Origin of the sequence: Vibrio sp. 10N.222.49.C9 (genome assembly GCF_041474985.1) — a bacterium.
GTDB lineage: Bacteria > Pseudomonadota > Gammaproteobacteria > Enterobacterales > Vibrionaceae > Vibrio > Vibrio crassostreae_C.
Window position 1 is genome coordinate 1 of record NZ_JBFRVD010000196.1, and the last position, 344, is coordinate 344.

The 344-nt window shown below is 50.0% G+C and carries 1 pseudogene; it reads left to right on the plus strand.

The features are described 5' to 3' along the window. Positions 1 to 344: pseudogene (locus AB4585_RS22720) on the plus strand (putrescine ABC transporter permease PotI); the annotation flags it as partial.

Sequence of the window (344 nt, forward strand, 5' to 3'; positions counted from 1 at the left end):
ACGATCTACTGATGGGCGGGGTAAAGCTGAGCTTGATCATTGGCTTCTTATCGGCCAGTGCCGCTGTCGTGCTTGGCACCATTGCCGCCTTTGTGGTGAGTCGTTTTGGTAAATTCAGAGGCGAGACAGGCTTTGCGTTTATGATCACGGCTCCGTTGGTGATGCCAGAGGTGATTACCGGTCTTTCTTTATTGCTGCTGTTTATCGCCATGGGGCAAGTGTTTGACCTATTCAGTCAAAGGGGAATGTTGACCATCTGGATTGCGCACGTCACTTTCTGTACTGCTTATGTGACGGTTGTCGTCAGTTCACGATTGCAAGAGGTGGACCGTTCAGTTGAAGAA